Origin of the sequence: Streptomyces sp. NPDC059201 (assembly GCF_042754585.1) — a bacterium.
Classification (GTDB): Bacteria; Actinomycetota; Actinomycetes; order Streptomycetales; family Streptomycetaceae; genus Streptomyces.
On record NZ_JBHZBB010000003.1, the window covers coordinates 240,781 to 256,335 of the forward strand.

Genomic DNA, 15,555 nt, shown 5'->3' on the forward strand with positions numbered 1-15,555 from the left:
GTCCCCCATACCGCACACTCCTTCGAACCCCTGCCCGACCACGCTCGGCGCACACGCGGCGCGCATGGAAGGCGCCGGTGCACGCAACGATAGGCGGGTGCGTCCGGGGCCGGTCCCGACCGGTCCCGACCGGCGTCGATCGGCGTCGATCGGTCCCGGCCAGGACGCATATGCGGACGCTTCCGGGTCCTTGTCGGCGGCGGGCGGTGCCACGACGATGTGCGCCGGGAAGCCGTACGTCCTCAATGGGGAGGCCGAGTTGAGCGAGGCGACGACGCGGAGGAACGGACGGCGCGAGCCGGAGCCGGGGCCGGCGCCCAGTCCAGCACCCAGGCCAGGCTCAGCGCCAGGCTCAGCGCCCGCCCCAGGGCCAGGGCCAGGGCCGGGAGTACGGCCTCCGGCCGTGCGGGCGCTGGTGGCGGAGTCGTGGCGGCGGTCGGAGCGGGCGCGGGTCAGCCGGGACGGGGCGGCGCCGATGGAGCTGGACGAGGAGGAGCTGGCCGCGTACCGGGAGGGGCATCCGCTGGTGGCGGCGATGCCGGTGATCCGGGAACTGCTCGGCGCGGACGCCCGGGACGGCGGGCATCTGCTCGCGGTGTGCGACGCGGGCGGGCGGCTGCTGTGGGTGGAAGGGGACCCGGCGGCGCTGCGGCAGGCGCGGCGGATGAACTTCGTGGCCGGTGCGGGCTGGGCCGAGGCCGCGGCGGGGACGAACGCGCCGGGGACGGCGCTGGCCGTCGGCCGGCCGGTGCAGGTGGTGTCGGGCGAGCACTTCCGGCCACCGGTGCGGGACTGGACGTGTGCGGCGGCGCCGCTGCACGATCCGCGCAGCGGGCGGCTGCTCGGCGCGGTCGATCTGACCGGCGGCGAGGGGCTCGCCCATCCGCACAGTCTCGGCCTGGTGCGGGCGGTGGCGCGGGCGGCCGAGGCGCAGCTGGCGCTGCTGGCCCCCGAACCGGCGCCGGGGCGGCCGCGGTTGACGGCGCTGGGCAGGGACGAGGCGCTGCTGGCGGTGGACGGGCGGCGGCTGCGGCTGAGCCGGCGGCACAGCGAGATCGTGGTGGTGCTCGCGCACCGCACGGAGGGGGTGTCGGGCGAGGAGCTGCTGACCCTTCTCTACGAGGACGAGTCGGTCACGCCGGTGACGCTGCGCGCGGAGCTGTCCCGCCTGCGGGGCCTGCTCGGCCCGGAGCTGCTGCGTTCGCGTCCGTACCGGCTCGCCTGCCCGGTGGACGCCGACTTCGCGGCGGTGGACCGGCGTCTCGCCTCGGGGGCGGTGGCGGCGGCCGCCGGGGACTACGCGGGGCCTCTGCTGCCGGGTTCGGCCGCGCCCGGGGTCGTACGCCTGCGGGAGCGGCTGGCGGACCGGATGCGGGCGGCGCTGGTGGCCCGGGCGGATCCGCTGCTGCTGGCGGACTGGGCGTACAGCGCGTGGGGCGAGGAGGACCTGGACGTGTGGCGGGCGCTGTGCGCGGCGGTGCCTGCGGCACAACTGGCTCCCGTACACGCGCGGTTGGACCGCCTGGAGGCGGAACTGTCCGCCGACGCAACGGGTCTGCAACGTCCGCTCCCCCACACTCGGCGGTGAGCGCGCCGGTCGGGACGGCCGGGCGCGCGCCGTCCGGCCGCCCGTGCGCGCCCTCCCCCGGTGGGCGCGGCGCGGGTCCGGATCCGTCCGACCCGCAGGGAGGTCTGCCGATGACCCGCTACGCCGCACCCGGTACCGAGGGCGCGCTCATGGCGTACCAGCCGCGCTACGACCACTGGATCGGCGGCGAGTACGTCGCCCCGGCCGGCGGCCGCTACTTTGAGAACCCGAGCCCGGTGGACGGCAAGCCGTTCACCGAGATCGCCCGGGGCTCGGCCGAGGACGTCGAGCGCGCCCTGGACGCGGCGCACGCGGCCGCCCCGGCGTGGGGGCGGACGCCGCCGGCCGAGCGGGCGGGGGTGCTGCTGCGGATCGCCGACCGGATGGAGGCCAATCTGGAGGCGCTCGCGGTCGCGGAGACCTGGGACAACGGCAAGCCGGTCCGGGAGACTCTGGCGGCCGACATCCCCCTCGCCATCGACCACTTCCGCTACTTCGCGGGGGCGCTGAGGGCGCAGGAGGGCGCGCTCAGCGAGATCGACGAGGACACGGTGGCGTACCACTTCCACGAGCCGCTGGGGGTCGTGGCGCAGATCATCCCCTGGAACTTCCCGATCCTGATGGCGGTGTGGAAGCTCGCGCCCGCGCTGGCGGCGGGCAACGCGGTCGTGCTGAAGCCGGCGGAGCAGACGCCGGCGTCGGTGCACTACTGGCTGAGCCTGGTCGCGGACCTGCTGCCGCCGGGTGTGCTGAACGTCGTGAACGGCTTCGGCGAGGAGGCCGGAAAGCCGCTCGCCTCCTCGCCGCGGGTGGCGAAGATCGCCTTCACCGGCGAGACGGCGACGGGCCGCCTGATCATGGAGTACGCCTCCGCCAACCTGAAGCCCGTGACGCTGGAGCTGGGCGGCAAGTCGCCGAACATCTTCTTCGACGACGTGTGGGCGGCGGACGACGACTTCCGCGACAAGGCGCTGGAGGGCTTCACGATGTTCGCCCTCAACCAGGGCGAGGTCTGCACCTGCCCCTCGCGCGCGCTGGTCCAGCGGGGCCACTACGGCGAGTTCCTGGAGGCTGCGGTCGCCCGCACGGAGGCGATCGTCGCGGGCCACCCGCTGGACCCCGCGACGATGATCGGCGCGCAGGCGTCGGCGGAGCAGCTGAAGAAGATCCTCTCCTACCTGGAGATCGGCCAGCAGGAGGGCGCCAAGATCCTGACGGGCGGTCAGCAGGTAGGCCACGGAGGCGACCTGGAGGGCGGCTACTACATCCAGCCGACCATCTTCGAGGGCGACAACCGCATGCGGATCTTCCAGGAGGAGATCTTCGGCCCGGTCGTCGCGGTCACGTCCTTCACCGACTTCGACGACGCCATCCGCACGGCCAACGACACCCTGTACGGCCTCGGCGCCGGCGTCTGGACCCGCGACACGAACACCGCCTACCGCGCCGGCCGCGCGATCCAGGCGGGCCGAGTCTGGACCAACTGCTACCACGCCTACCCCGCCCACGCCGCCTTCGGCGGCTACAAGCAGTCCGGCATCGGCCGAGAAACCCACCGCATGATGCTCGACCACTACCAGCAGACGAAGAACCTGCTGGTCTCCTACTCCCCGAAGAAGCTCGGCTTCTTCTAGAGCCACGAAAGAAGGCGCCTGACCTGGGGTTTTCCCCGGGTCAGGCGCCTTCTTGGAGCGCTCGAGCCTTCCCGTGGGGGAGGCGTCGAAATAACCCTCTTCTTCCAGCAGTTCCGCGCCATACACGGGCCAGATTGCGGCTCAGCCCCTGGGGCTGCTGTCCTCGCTGCGCCGGCTCCACTCCTGCACCGACTCCTTGGCGAGGAGCGTCGGGTGCTCATGGGGAGCCAGGACCTTCTTACGGGCCCGCTCCCACGTCTTGCCGTAGGCCGCTGGATCAACGTAGCCGCCGGCCGCGTTGCGAAGTACTCGGCCGTCGGGCGCCAGGCCGAAGCGATCGACGTGATTTCGCAGTGTGTGCACGAACGACAGCGGTATCGGCACGGGACGCGTGGCCTTGACGGCTCGCCGCTTCAAGGAGTGCACTTCACGAGCAGAACGAAGGCGCCTGCCGCGGCGCTGATGGCTGCGGTGACGGAACAAAGAGACACGGGGATCGCCCTCCCCCGGATACGGGTCCGACCTGGGCCGGCGATGCCCCGGCCGCCGAGGACCAAGCACGCCGTTCCCGGATCGGGTCTGCCGAATCGATTCCGTTTCGGCTGATGGCCCACCTCGCGTCGGCAGCCGTGGTTCGGACGGTACAAAGCTCCCGTCCGCACTCCTGTCACCGCGGGGGGGGGCGGCGGGACGCGGCCGGTGTCGGTGAGGAAGGTGAAGGAGGTGAGGTGACGATGGAGGGAGTCCGCGTCGGCGAGTGCGACCCGCCAGGGGAATGTGGGGGCATCACCCTGGATCGCAGGTGCTCGGTCCGAGCCGTCCGGACCGATTGTCGGCGAACTCACTCCTTCCGGTAACAACGCCCGCCTCACCGTCACGCCACTCCCACCAGCCCGGTTACGTAGAAGCACTCATTGAGCCAGGCCCGGGACCGACGGGCCGCACGAGACAGGTGACGGACATGCGCACTGAGGCCGCCAGGCGGGTCGAGCTGGTCTTCTCCCTCTTCGACGCCAACGGCAACGGAGTCATCGACTCCGGCGACTTCGACCTCATGACGGGACGCGTTCTGGAGGCGGCGGTCGCATCGGACGCCGGCGCCAAGGAGGCCATCCGGACCGCGTTCCGCCGCTGGTGGACGACGCTGGCCACCGAGCTGGACGCCAACGGCGACGGCGTGATCACCGTCGACGAGTTCCGCCCCTTCGTGCTCGACCCCGAGCGTTTCGGCCCCACGGTCACCGAGTTCGCCGAGGCACTCTCCGCACTCGGCGACCCGGACGGGGACGGCCTGATCGAGCGTCCGCTCTTCGTGTCGCTGATGACGGCGATCGGCTTCGAGGAGGCGAACATCCACGCGCTCTTCGACGCCTTCGCCCCGGACGCCGAGGATCGCATCACCGTGGCCACATGGGCCGCCGGCATCGAGGACTACTACGCACCGGAGCTGGCCGGGATTCCCGGCGACCGGCTGGTGGGAACCCCGGCGGTCTGACACGGATCGGTCACGAGCGCCCCGGGGCGGCGCCGGCCGCCCCGGTACACCGTCGGCCCGACGGACGTCACGGCCCGGGCTTGTGGGCGAAGACCCACCGGTTCCCCTCCAGGGCGTCGTTCGGTTCGGGGAGGGGACCGCGTCCGTGCCGGCGGGTGAATTCGAAAGGCGTGCGCATCGACGTGGACCAGCCCTTGGCCGTCAGGCGACCCGCCGAGTCGGGGCGCGGTCCCAGGTCGAAGAGGTCGAGCAGGTCGATGCCGATCTGCTCCCGCGTCGCCGTGTAGATCGCGCTGTCGCGGTACGCCAGCAGGTCCTTCTCCAGCTTGGCCTCGAAGGCCAGGGCGCTGCCCCCGGTGGTCAGCCGGTCCACCGTGTCGATGAGGTACGTCTCGGCGGGGCTCGGCAGGTAGAAGAGCAGCCCCTCGGCCAGCCAGACGCTCGGTGCGGCCGGGTCGAAGCCGGTGGTGGTCAGCGCGGTGACCCAGTCCGCGCGCAGGTCGACCGGTACGGGGACGCGCTTCACCCTCGGGGCGGCCGACAGGTCCGTGAGCACCTGCTGCTTGAAGGCCAGCACACCCGCCCTGTCGATCTCGAAGACCACGCAGTCGGACGGCAGGTCCAGCCGGAAGGCACGCGTGTCAAGCCCCGCGCCCAGCAGGACCACTTGACGGGCACCGTCGTGGACCGACCCGAGGACGAAGTCGTCGAGGACCCGGGTCCGCAGCCCGAAGTAGCGGGCGAACCTGCCCCACAGCGGGTTGTCGTCCCCCTCCGGGACCTGCCCGATGCGTACCGGCCAGTCCGCGCACGCCGGGGCCGCGCGTACGAAGTGTTCGGCGTGGACGTCCTCGGCCAGGCTGTCGTGGCGGTGGGTCTCGATCGCCCGGGCCGCGGCGACCAGGAGGGCGGTCAGCCCCACCCCTCCGTCCACGCCTTCCGCATCGCCCTGCCGAGCGGCCGTGGCGGCCGAGTCTCCGCCGGTGGCGGGATGGGAGGACTCCTTGGTGGTGAAGGTTTCGCTCATCGGTCTCTTCTTTCCGGCAGCAGGACGGGTTTGACCACGCGGCCGGCGTCGCAGTCGCGTTCGGCCTCGTTGATGTCGGCCAGCGGGTAGGTGCGGATCAGCTGGTCGAAGGGGAAGCGGCCGGCCCGCCACAGGCCGGTCAGCCGGGGTATCAGCAGTGCGGGTACCGCGTCGCCTTCGCAGATGTGGCGGATGCCGCGGCCTCGGTCGAGCGTGCCGGGTACGAGCGGCAGCGGAGTGTGGAGGCGTGCCACGAGGCCGAGGGTGCCGGTCGGGCGCAGTGCTTGGAGCGCGTCGTTGATGAGCGGGGCCGAGGCCGTGGTGTCCAGGGCGTACTGGGCTCCGCCGTCGGTCAGTCGGCGGATCCGCTCGGGCAGTCCGTGCGATCCGGCGGACAGCGGGGTCGCGCCGAACCGTTCGGCCAGGACCAACCGCTCGGGATGCCGGTCGACGGCCACGGTCCGCATCCCGGTGGCAGTGGCCGCCATCACGGCAGCGAGGCCCACCGCTCCCGCGCCGAGCACCGCGAGGGTGTCGCCGGGTCCTGCGGCGAAGGTGTTCAGTACGGCTCCGGCACCGGTGAGGAAGCCGCAGCCGAGCGGCCCGAGCAGTTCGAGCGGCAGGGCAGGGTCGACCCGGACGGCGTTGCGGGCCGGGACGAGCGCGTACGCGGCGAACGAGGACTGGCCGAACCACCGGGGAGCCAGCACCTTTCCGGCCGCGTCGGTGAGGCGCGGTGATTCCTCCTCGCGCCCGCCGAAGAGGTTGAGGGAGGCGAAGGAGTCACAGTAGGCGGGGGCGGCGGCGAGGCAGTTCCGGCAGTGTCCGCAGGAGTCGAAGCTCAGCACCACGTGGTCGCCGACGCCGAGTGCGATGCCGGGGCCGCCGCCCGTCGCCACGACGACCCCGGCGCCCTCGTGGCCGAGGACCGCCGGCAGCGGGCTGCGGCCGGCCGATCGGCGTACCGCGAGATCGGTACGGCACATCCCGGCTCCCGCGATCTCGACCAGGATCTCGCCGGGGCCGGGCTCCGTACGCAGGGCCACTTCCTCGACCGTGAACGGGTCCTCGTACGAGCGCAGTACGGCCGCCTGGAACCTCCTCGTCACGCCTCCTCCTCGCGCGGGCGGTGCACGACGAACGGCCGGAGGTTGCCGTAGAGGCCCCACGGTCCGCCCGCTACACCGACGCCGCTGTCCTTGATGCCCGCGAAGGGCTGGGCGAGGGAGAGTTCGGCGTGGTGGTTGATCCAGGCCGTGCCGCATTCGAGCCGGTCGGCCACTGCCTCGGCCCGGTCGAGATCGGTGCCCCAGACCGAGCCGCCCAGTCCGAAGCCGGTGCCGTTGGCCGCGTCGACGGCCTCGTCGAGGTCCCGGTACGGCAGTACCGGCAGGACCGGTCCGAACTGTTCCTCGGTCACCACCGGGCTGTCGGGTGGGACGTCGGTGAGGATCGTGGGAGCGAAGAAGTAGCCCGCTCCGTCGAGTCGGTGGCCGCCGGCCGCGGCCCGGGCGCCGTCCGCCAGGGCCTGCCGGGTGACCTGCTCGACCCGGGCCAGCTGGGGAGCGTTGTTGACCGGACCGATCCGGGTGTCCGGGTCGAGTCCGGATCCGACCACGACCGCCTTCGCGCGCCGGGCGAGGGCTTCGACGACCTCGGCGTGGAGCCGTGCGGGGGCGTAGACGCGTTTGACCGCCATACAGACCTGCCCGCAGTTGCGGAACGCGGCCCAGAACAGCCGGTCCGCGATCCGGTCCACGTCGACGTCGTCCAGGAGGACGGCGGCGTCGTTGCCGCCCAGTTCCAGGGTGACCCTGGCGAGCGAGGCCGACGCGGCCTCGGCGACGGCCCGACCGGTGGGCACCGAGCCGGTGAAGGTGACGTGACGGATGCCAGGGTGGGCGGCGAGACGGGCACCGAGGGGTTCGCGGCCGGTGACGACGGTCAGGACGTCCTCGGGCAGGACGGTGGCGAGGACGGAGCCGAGGAGCCGGGTGGCGAGCGGAGTGTGAGGGGACGGTTTGAGGACCACGGTGTTGCCGGCCGCGAGCGCGGGCGCGAACTTCGCCGCCGCGAGCTGGAGCGGGAAGTTCCACGGCACGATCGCGGCGACGGGCCCGACGGGCCGCCAGCGGACCTCGCTGTGCACGGGCCGACCGTCGTCGATCCGGCGGGACCTGGGGGCCAGGTCGGCGAAGTAGCGCAGCCGGGCCGCCGTACGGGCGATTTCGGCGTGCGACTCGGCCAGGGGCTTGCCCTGTTCCCGCGTGAGCAGCCTGGCGAGGTCGTCGCCGGCTGTTTCCACGGCGTCGGCGGCGGCGCGCAGGGCGGTGGTACGGGCGGCGTGGTCGGTGCGCCAGCCGTGCCAGGCCCGCTGTGCCCGGGCGACCACCTCGTCCAACTCCTCCGGCCGCTGGTCGGGGGCCTCGTCGAAGGCCTCCCCGGTGGCCGGGTCGACGACGGCGAGGCGTGCGGCACGACGCCCAGGGACGCGACCGGCTTCTGGTGTCGGCATCCCGGTGGTCAGTTCACGGCCGAGGTGCCGACAGCGTGCTCTCGGGCCTGCCGGTCCATCTCCGCCCGGAAGGCCGCCACCAGATGCGGCTGGATTCTCCCGGCATTGCGGTCACCGCCCGCGCAGACCGCTCCCCGCACGCCCACGATGTCCGTGCCGATGCGGGTCAGCGGACCGAGATCTGCCTGCTTGACGCTGCCCGCGAGGGCAGCGAGCAGACCGGAGGCGTGGGCACGCCGGACGAACTCGGCGCAGGCGTCGGGCGGAACGTGGTCGAAGAGCCGCGTGCCGTCCTTGATCCCGGTGTCCAGCATGGCCGCGTCGGCACCGGCGCGGACGGCGATGTCGGGCAGGGAGAGCGGGTTGACGCAGCCGATGCGGTGGGCGTCGGCGTAGCCCGAGGCGACGACGAGCGCTTCGGGGCGGTGGTCCTTCACCGCACGGACGACCGCCCGCATGACCTCGACTCCCTGTTCTGGAGTCGTGCAGCCGTATAGGCCGACCTTGATGTACGTGGCGCCGGAGACGACCGCGCCGAGCGCGGCCTGCGCCACCGTGCCGGGCTTGTACGGCACATCCCCCACGGTGGCGGACACCGGCTTGTGCGCCGGCACCGCGTCGCGGATCTCCCGGATGACCCAGGGGAAGTTGGCGCCCAGCGAGCCCTCGTCGGGCTTCTTGACATCGACGATGTCGAGGTGTTCCGCGGCCTTCGCACAGTCGAGGGCTTCCTCGACACCGTCCGGGGAGATGAGAAGCAACACCGTGAGCTCCTTCCGCCGCATGTCCACCTGGCCGAGGACAGGGGTGCGGATCACCTGGTTCATGTGCGTTGCGCTCATCCTTTCCGTCGCCCCGCGGGCGCCGGTAGGGCGCGCGGAGCTCCCCTTGGGCGCGTGAAGGCGCGCGCATCACGCAATGTGCACCGGGCGTGCACCGGCGTCCGCCGAACCCTGCCAGCCGCCCTCGATGCGTACTTGCGTACTCCGGTGCCTCTGTCTGCCTCCTGCCCGGTCACCAGGCACGAATGATCCGGCAGGTCGCACGCTGGTCCACTGACGGAGCCCCGCCTCGCATCTGGCCTTGAGCGTCCCGGTCCGGTTTGACGTGTCCTTCGACCACGCCTGAGTTCCAGGGCAGGGTGAACCGGCGATCACGGCGTCGCGGTCACGGTCGATGCCCGCGGCGAGGGTGTGGGCCTCGCTGCGCACCAGTGCCCATCCGGGTTCGCGCCCTTGGGGCGGGCCGTGGTGCCTAGGTGTAGTTGATCGTGGCGGTGCCGCGAGCCTGACGCCGCAAATAGGACGCTCCTGGCACTCGATGACACCGTTCGTGACCTTCCTGTTCCTGAGAACTCCTAACAGAATGATCTTCGAGGTGGTTGGATCGCTCCGGAAGTGACGATCCGAAGGTGTGGGGTGGCTCGGCCGAAGCCGTGGCATGTCGAGGACGAGCTGTGGGCGGTGATCGAACCGCTGCTGCCAAAGGTTGAGCGCCGCACTCGCTATCCCGGGCGCAAGCGGCATCCGGACCGTCTGGTGTTCCAGGGCATTCTGTTCGTGCCGCACACCGGGATCCCCTGGGAACACCTTCCGCAGGAGCTCGGTTTCGGCTCGGGCATGACGTGCCGGCGTCGGCTGGCCGACGGGCGCTAAAAGGGGTCCCAAGACGGGACGAAGCCCTGTGGACCGGGGCAGGACGGGCAGCAAGCATCACCTGATCACCGACGCCACCGGCATCCCGCTCGCCGTCGCGCTGACCGGTGGCAACCGCAACGACGTCACCCAGCTCATCCCGCTCCTGGAGGCCGTTCCGCCCGTGCGGGGCAAGCGCGGCCGTCCGCGGCGGCGCCCGGACGTCGTCCTCGCTGACCGCGGGTACGACCACGACAAGTACCGCTGCCTGGTCTGGGACCTCGGAGTGAAGCCGCTGATCGCCCGCCGAGGCACCGAACACGGCTCCGGGCTGGGCGCCCAACGCTGGGTCGTGGAACGCGCATTCGCCCACCTGCACTGGTTCCGTCGCCTGTGGATGCGCAGGGAGATCCGCGACGACATCCACGAAGCCTTCCTCACCCTCGGATGCGCACTGATCTGCTGGCGACGTCTGAACGCGCCCCGCTGCATCGAGGCCGAGGCAGCTGTTGCAGGATCTGGGAGTCGGAACCCAGCTCCGGGAGGCACCCCATCACCATCATCACGCACGAGGATCCAATCGGACGGGGCCCCACGAACTACATCATCCACGCCGACCTTTCGGACCGGCAGGACGGCTGGCGCGAGCAACTGTGGACCCGCCAGCTCACCGAGGACACATTCGAGGTGGCCTGTCTGCCGTTCTTCACCTACGGAATCTGCTACCGCGACGTCGTAGCCATCGACAGCAACCACCTGCTGACCAGGGTCGTGCGAAAGTCCGGCCACCGGACCCTTCGCGTCGCACTCGTCGTGGAACACGCAGACCGAGACCAGATACACGAGCTCCTGCACGGCAAGGCTGTCGACGCCGACCTGCCACACGAGTGGCTCCAGGGCACCTACCTTGCCATGGACCTCCCCCCCTGGAACGGATGAGGCGCCCTTCGCCGAGGCATTGGAACCCCTTGCCCAGGCCGGCGCCCTCCACTGGGAGATCGACTCCTGACGCGAAAGATCATTCCGTTAGGAGTTCTTAGAGACGGGCGCCCAGCAGGTCATCCGTGGTGCAGTCCCTGTACCGCCAGCACACGAAGAACCTCCTGGTCTCCTACTCGCCGAAGAAGCTCGGCTTCTTCTAGGGGCACGAAGGAAGGCACCTGACCCGGGGTTTTCCACGGGTCAGGTGCCTCCTTGGAGCGCTCGACAGCCAGGTCGTACCAAGTGGTCCGCTGCCTAAGGGCTGTCCCGCATAAGGACGTGAGCTGGGGGTTGGCCTGACGGTACGGTCGAGGCGTGGAGTCGAAGCGGTTGAAAGTGTCCCGGACAACGGGCGGATCGCGCTGGAGATCGCCTTCGACTCCGGTCGTATCGGGTGTGAGACCTGGTCCGGCGACCTTCGCCTGTCCAGCAAGTGATCAACACACCAGCCCACGCCGAGAACCGTGTGAGGCTCCCGCCGTGGCTGGTGTGATCACGGCGTCGCAGCCCTCCTGGATAGCCCCGTTCACCGGTTGAGCCCCCGCTCCTTCGGCACGTTGGTGGCACAGCTGCGCACGAGGGGGTTGACGCGGTTCGCCGAACCCGGCCATGGAGCCTGCCGCTGGAGGATCGGGTGTTGCTGGTCACGGCCTACTGGCCGTCCTTGCTCTGGAACCCGGAGAAGTCGGCTGAAGGTCTGGGGCCCGGCCACCCCGTCGGCGGAGAGCCCTACGCCGCCTGGAAGCGGCTCGGCGCCGCACCGGCGCCGCTGCGCGGCAGTGAACGGCGGGACAGGCCGGATGCCGATGTCGTGGTGAACTCGCGCTTTCCTAGTACCAGTTGTGCGACTGCCAGAAGGACCACGCCCCGCACGGAGTGCTGTAGCGGGACTTGATGTAGTCGAGTCCCCACTCGATCTGGGTGGCCGGGTTGGTCTGCCAGTCGGGGCCCGCCGCGGACATCTTGTCGCCGGGCAGGGACTGCGGGATGCCGTAGGCGCCGGACGAGGGGTTCTTCGCGTACACCTTCCATGTGCTCTCACGGATCCAGAGGTTGTCGAGGCAGCCGAACTGGCCGCTCACGGACCAGCCGTGCTCGGTGATCTTCCACTGTGCGGTGATCTTCACGGTGCGGGCCACCCGCATCGCGTTCATGGTCGCGGGGCCCGCGACACCGTCGGCGGACAGGCCGTTCGCCTGCTGCCAGGACGTCACCTTGGACTTGGTGCCGTCGCCGTACGCGCCGTCGGCCGTGGCACCGGCCTTGCGCTGCACCTCCTTCACCTTGTTGTGCAGGGCGAGTTCGGTGCGGCTGCCGTAGTCGCCGTCCTCGGCGAGCCCGTTGTCCTGCTGGAAGGAGCGGACCGCGGCGGTGGTCTGCGCGCCGTAGACGCCGTCGATCCCGCCGGCCGGCAGATAGCCGATGCCCGCGAGGTTGCGCTGGATCCAGGTGGTGGAGTCCAGAGCGTGCGCGGGGAGGGAGGGCGCCAGCACGGCGAGCAGGGCGGCGGCCAGCACGAGCGCCGCCTGGGCGAGCGGCAGGCGACGCCGGAGGTCCGGCGTTCGGGTGGGTATCACTCGGAGTCCTTGTCTTCGCGGTGGATCGGGGAGCGGCCGAAGTCATGGTGCTGCCGGGACGGTTGCTTCGGAGCCTCTCGCGAGCGATACGGGACGGGGCCGGGACGGGCCCGGGACGCGCGGGACGCCGGGGGGCGTGCGGGACGGGATGGGGCGGGACGACTCGTGCCATGCGGCCGTTTGTGGCGCAGATCACTCACGCGAGCCCTGGAGGTCTGTGAGTCCGCCGTGTCACGGGTGTCCCGGTGTGACAAAGTCCTGCCGCAGGTAGCGGCAAGTTGTTCATGAACTCCCTTACTTCCAAGGGGTGTTCAACACGGGGAGGGGCTTCGAATGACCGCTGTCGAGCAGCAGGCCCGGGACGAGCGGCGTCGGCGGGACGCCGAGCTCAGGGCCGTCCGCGAAGGGATCCTGGCGGGGATGCGTCAAATCAAGGAGGAGTTCGGTCTGAGCTACGGCCGGTTAGCCGAGAGGACGCACTACAGCCGCTCGTCCTGGGAGCGCTTCCTCAACGGAAAGCAGTGGCCGAGCCGAGCCGCGATCCAGCAGCTCGCGGACGTGGTCGGACAGGACCCCACGCCCCTGATCGCTCTCTGGGAACACGCCGAGAAGCTGGCCCGCAGAAGCAGACGCGAGGGAGCCGGGCCAGAGGTCCAGGGGGAGCTGGAGCCGGCGCGGGGAGAGCGAGGAGAGCGAGAGGGGACGGACGGCCTGGGTCCGGAGGGCCTGGACGAGGGGCAGGACGAGGGCCGGGGCGCGACGGAGCCGGGGCCGGAGGAGCCGGCGGCCCGGGGGAAGCCCGTACGGGACGGGGAACGCATACCGGAGAGGGGACCCGTACGGGAGGAGCGGCCCGCGCCGGGTGGCGCGCCCGCCTCGTCCCGGGAGCCCGACGGCGCCGACGGGTCCGCGCGGGCCGGGGCCGGTCCGGCCGCGGAGCCCTCCGGAGGCGCGGCCACAGCCACCGGCGCCGCGCCCGATCCGGACCGCGCCGCCGGGCCCGGGCCCCGCCCCACCGGACGGGTGCGGCCGCTCGTCCACATGGCGATCGGCGCGGTCGTGGGCGCCCTGATCGTGATCGCCGTCCTCGGGGTGAAGTCCGCTCCGGACGGCGCGCGGTCGGACGCGGGGAAGCCGACGGCCAGCGGCGAGAGTTCGGGGGTGATCGCCCAGGGCGCGGCCGAGCGCACGCCCGGCGCCGAGTCCGACCACCCCCTGCCCGGCTGTTCCGGGGAGTCGTGCCTCGGGCGCGAACCGCAGACGATGAACTGCCAGTGGGACGCGAAGACCGTCCGGCTCCTCTACCTGCGCGGGCTGCGGATCCAGCTCCGGCACAGCGCCGCCTGCCAGGCGGTCTGGGGGCGGCTGGAGAACGGGGCGATCGGCGACGGTGTGATCATCACCGACCAGGGCAGCCGGACGGAGGATTCCACCATCCGGGTGGATCGCGACACCTACACGCGGATGCTGTCGGTGGCCGAGTACCCCCTTTCGAGCATCTCCATCTGCGGGGTGATCCCGAAGGCCAAGGAGCAGGAGTGCGACCCCTCGCAGGACGCCCCTCAGCCCTGAGGCGGCGACGCCCGGGCGGGATCCCGGGGCGTCCCGAGAAGCCGACGCGCCCAAGTCCGAGGTGCGGGACTCACTGATGGGACAGGGGGGTTGCTCATAGCATTCGGCCGCTGCTCCGCGTGGTGCGGGGTGGCTGCCGAACGCATGGGGAGAGACGATGAGCGACCTGTCGATGCCGCGTCCGCGACGGCGCGCGCTGCTGTCCGGGGCCTTCGCCCTCGGTGCCGGAGCGGTCCTGGGGACCGCGCTGCCGGGGACCGCGCGCGCCGCCGCGGGGGCCGTGCTCGCCGGACCGGTGATCTCCGGGTGTGCGGCCTGGGGCGCCCGCGAGCCGAGTACCCCGGTGAAGCTGCTGGCCACCGGGCCGCAGAAGATCATCGTCCATCACACCGCGACCCCGAACAGCACCGACTACTCGCAGGCGCACGCCTTCGAGCTGTCCCGGTCGATCCAGGCCCACCACATGGACGCGCGGGGATGGATCGACACCGGCCAGCACTTCACGATCAGCCGCGGCGGCTGGATCACCGAGGGCCGGCACTCCAGCGTCGCCGCGCTGGCCGCCGGTACCCAGCAGGTCGAGTCGGCGCACTGCACCGGCCAGAACACCTTCGCCGTCGGCATCGAGAACGAGGGCACGTACACGTCGGTGGACCCACGGTCGGCGCAGTACGCGAAGCTGGTCGACCTCTGCGCGTACATCTGCTCCCAGTACGGGTTGCGCGCCTACCAGATCTTCGGGCACCGGGACTTCAACAACACCGAGTGCCCCGGCGACCGGCTGTACGCGCTGCTGCCGCAGCTCAGGGCCGACGTCGGCGCCCGGATCGGCGGCAGCCCGGCGTGGGGCGGCTGGCCGGTGGCGCGGCTCGGCGACTCGGGCGAGCGCGTCAGGTCCTTGCAGTACCTGCTCAACTCCCGTGGCGCCACGGTCGTGGCCGACGGCTCCTTCGGGCCGGCGACCGAGAGCGCGGTGCGGGCCTTCCAGACGACCAACCGGGCCGGGGTCGACGGCGTGGCCGGAAACCAGACCTGGCACCAGCTCGCCAACCCGCTCGCGCGCGGAGCGCAGGGCGACGCGGTGAAGGCGTTGCAGGGCCAGCTCAACGCGCGCGGTCAGACGCTGGTCGTCGACGGCAGCTTCGGCTCGGGCACCGAGGCGGGGGTGCGGGCGTTCCAGACCTCGGCGAGCCTGCCGGCCGACGGCGTGGCGGACGCCCGCACCTGGAGCCGGCTGCTGGCCTGAGTGGCCGGTGTCCCGGTACGGGGGAGGGGGGTGAGGCGGGAGACCGCCTCACCCCCCTCTCCCGTACCCCGTCTTCTGGCGTCCCGCTGCCCGTCTCTCCCCGTCCCTCCCCCGTTCCCGTCCCGTCCCCTCGCGTCCCCTCCCGCGGGTCCCGGTGGGCCCGCGTCCCGGGAGTGTCCCGAGTGGGCGACGGGACCTACGCATTCGCCGGTCGGCATGGTCAGGATTCCGCTGGGCCGAAAACGGCGGCGCGCCGGAACCGGCCCCTCGCGCACCACCCATCCCC

12 protein-coding genes and 2 pseudogenes are annotated in these 15,555 nt (G+C 71.8%); 8 read left to right on the plus strand and 6 right to left on the minus strand.

The annotated features are described in order from the left end of the window. The first annotated feature begins 403 nt into the window (after positions 1-403). Together ACFXMG_RS11525 and ACFXMG_RS11530 are read left to right on the plus strand one after the other, a co-directional pair. Positions 404-1,588, plus strand: a complete 1,185-nt coding sequence (locus ACFXMG_RS11525) for a GAF domain-containing protein (RefSeq protein WP_383814588.1) — start codon at positions 404-406, stop codon at positions 1,586-1,588. 110 nt (positions 1,589-1,698) lie between these two features. Next, the gene (locus ACFXMG_RS11530; RefSeq protein ID WP_383814586.1) at positions 1,699-3,222 is read left to right on the plus strand and encodes an aldehyde dehydrogenase family protein; all 1,524 of its coding nucleotides are present in this window, start codon (positions 1,699-1,701) and stop codon (positions 3,220-3,222) included. A 141-nt stretch (positions 3,223-3,363) separates the two neighbouring features. On the opposite strand, the gene ACFXMG_RS11535 is transcribed toward ACFXMG_RS11530, so the two are convergent. Continuing rightward, the gene (locus tag ACFXMG_RS11535; RefSeq protein ID WP_383814584.1) at positions 3,364-3,585 is read right to left on the minus strand and encodes a hypothetical protein; all 222 of its coding nucleotides are present in this window, start codon (positions 3,583-3,585) and stop codon (positions 3,364-3,366) included. A 598-nt stretch (positions 3,586-4,183) separates the two neighbouring features. Here ACFXMG_RS11535 and ACFXMG_RS11540 point away from each other — a divergent pair. Continuing rightward, entirely contained in the window at positions 4,184-4,717 is a 534-nt protein-coding gene (locus tag ACFXMG_RS11540) for an EF-hand domain-containing protein (protein WP_383814582.1), read from the plus strand. Positions 4,718-4,784: 67 nt separating this feature from the next. On the opposite strand, the gene ACFXMG_RS11545 is transcribed toward ACFXMG_RS11540, so the two are convergent. The 4 genes from ACFXMG_RS11545 to ACFXMG_RS11560 are packed head-to-tail and all read right to left on the minus strand — an operon-like array spanning position 4,785 to position 9,023. Next, positions 4,785-5,744, minus strand: a complete 960-nt coding sequence (locus tag ACFXMG_RS11545; RefSeq protein WP_383814580.1) for an SAM-dependent methyltransferase — start codon at positions 5,742-5,744, stop codon at positions 4,785-4,787. Next, the gene (locus ACFXMG_RS11550; protein ID WP_383814578.1) at positions 5,741-6,853 is read right to left on the minus strand and encodes an NAD(P)-dependent alcohol dehydrogenase; all 1,113 of its coding nucleotides are present in this window, start codon (positions 6,851-6,853) and stop codon (positions 5,741-5,743) included. Before ACFXMG_RS11550 ends, ACFXMG_RS11545 begins: the two co-directional genes overlap by 4 nt. Continuing rightward, positions 6,850-8,259 (minus strand): aldehyde dehydrogenase family protein, encoded by a 1,410-nt coding sequence (locus ACFXMG_RS11555; protein ID WP_384119721.1) that lies wholly within the window; start codon positions 8,257-8,259, stop codon positions 6,850-6,852. The genes ACFXMG_RS11550 and ACFXMG_RS11555 overlap by 4 nt, the downstream gene beginning before the upstream one ends. Before the next feature lie 8 nt (positions 8,260-8,267). Then, positions 8,268-9,023: a (5-formylfuran-3-yl)methyl phosphate synthase gene (locus tag ACFXMG_RS11560; RefSeq protein ID WP_383814980.1), complete on the minus strand. Its 756-nt coding sequence runs from the start codon at positions 9,021-9,023 to the stop codon at positions 8,268-8,270. A 654-nt stretch (positions 9,024-9,677) separates the two neighbouring features. Here ACFXMG_RS11560 and ACFXMG_RS11565 point away from each other — a divergent pair. From ACFXMG_RS11565 to ACFXMG_RS11575, 3 genes and pseudogenes are all read left to right on the plus strand, one after another. After that, positions 9,678-10,365, plus strand: a pseudogene (locus ACFXMG_RS11565) (IS5 family transposase); the annotation flags it as partial. Further along, positions 10,341-10,832, plus strand: coding sequence for a DUF4265 domain-containing protein (locus ACFXMG_RS11570; protein WP_383814574.1), 492 nt, complete (start codon positions 10,341-10,343; stop codon positions 10,830-10,832). The pseudogene ACFXMG_RS11565 and the gene ACFXMG_RS11570, both read left to right, overlap by 25 nt. A gap of 522 nt (positions 10,833-11,354) precedes the next feature. Beyond that, positions 11,355-11,532, plus strand: a pseudogene (locus ACFXMG_RS11575) (IS5/IS1182 family transposase); the annotation flags it as partial. Between the two features lie 172 nt (positions 11,533-11,704). On the opposite strand, the gene ACFXMG_RS11580 reads toward ACFXMG_RS11575, so the two are convergent. Continuing rightward, positions 11,705-12,451, minus strand: coding sequence for a peptidoglycan-binding protein (locus ACFXMG_RS11580; RefSeq protein ID WP_383814572.1), 747 nt, complete (start codon positions 12,449-12,451; stop codon positions 11,705-11,707). Positions 12,452-12,784: 333 nt separating this feature from the next. Here ACFXMG_RS11580 and ACFXMG_RS11585 point away from each other — a divergent pair, with 333 nt between their 5' ends. Together ACFXMG_RS11585 and ACFXMG_RS11590 are read left to right on the plus strand one after the other, a co-directional pair. Continuing rightward, positions 12,785-14,023 (plus strand): helix-turn-helix domain-containing protein, encoded by a 1,239-nt coding sequence (locus tag ACFXMG_RS11585; protein WP_383814570.1) that lies wholly within the window; start codon positions 12,785-12,787, stop codon positions 14,021-14,023. A gap of 157 nt (positions 14,024-14,180) precedes the next feature. Further along, positions 14,181-15,269, plus strand: coding sequence for an N-acetylmuramoyl-L-alanine amidase (locus ACFXMG_RS11590; protein WP_383814568.1), 1,089 nt, complete (start codon positions 14,181-14,183; stop codon positions 15,267-15,269). The last annotated feature ends 286 nt before the right edge of the window (positions 15,270-15,555 follow it).